Genomic DNA, 881 nt, shown 5'->3' with positions numbered 1-881 from the left:
CTGCTGCGTCCCAGCCGTCCACCCATGCGCTTGCCAGTTCGGCAACATCGGCCAGCAACGGCGGTACGTCGTCGGCGACACGGCCACGGGTGAAGTCTTGGCGGCCTTGAACGTGAGCCAGCATTTGCGCGTAACCAAGGTCCATGAAACGGCTGTCTTCATCGAACATCCCTGCTGCTTTGGTGTGAGCAACGCGGGCGTCCAGGCCGCGAAGGAACACCACTGCGGGCTTCGGCATTGCGATTGTCTGAACAGTGTTTGCCATGGCTATTTCCTTTGCATTCAAGAGCGTTTTTGGAGCGCTGACCGATCCTGAAGAAGTCGTCCGAGCGTAGGTTTGTTGGATTTGGTTGTTCATGGTCTTTCCCTCCGCGTTATTCGCATCCGTTCCTGTGAGGCCTGTCCGTGCCGTCCGTGGCCACGTAGTGACGACTGGAAAGGGCCGGAGCAGAGGCCGCATGCGGAGCGCAGCCGAAGGCGAGCACCGAACGGGTGAGCACCGGACCCTTGGAGGGAGAAACGCAGTGGTACGGTCGGCGTTTTAGGACGGGGCTCGCGGGAATGGATGCATTGCGAGAGACAGGGCGGCGACACCAAAGCCAGGCGCGCGCCGAGCGCCCCTACCCGCGCGCAGCGCGGGTCAACCTGGCCGCAAGGCGGCCGGCAAGCGGCAGCGCGCAGCGCCGGCAGGCGCGAAGGCGTGAGCCGACCGTAGGGAGGGTAGGACTGAAGCCCCGCAAGGGGGTGAGACTGGCGGGGTTGGCCAGGCTCAACGCGAAGCGCGATGGCCCGACCCGTAGGCGTAGCCGCAGGGGCACGCCCAATGGGGAGTCGTGATCAAAAAATCAGTGCTGAGATTGGGATCCGGGCGGCATCGAGAC

1 protein-coding gene is annotated in these 881 nt (G+C 63.9%); it reads right to left on the bottom strand.

The genetic code is table 11. From position 1 onward, the window contains the following. The coding region (locus WBR68_RS31370) for a hypothetical protein (protein ID WP_230696270.1) at window positions 1-358 on the bottom strand (358 nt) is incomplete at its 3' end. Window positions 359-881 lie beyond the last annotated feature (523 nt).

The sequence above is a fragment of the Achromobacter sp. JD-1 genome, assembly GCF_038594925.1.
GTDB lineage: Bacteria > Pseudomonadota > Gammaproteobacteria > Burkholderiales > Burkholderiaceae_B > Achromobacter > Achromobacter spanius_C.
This window is presented reverse-complemented; position numbering and strand designations above follow the sequence as displayed.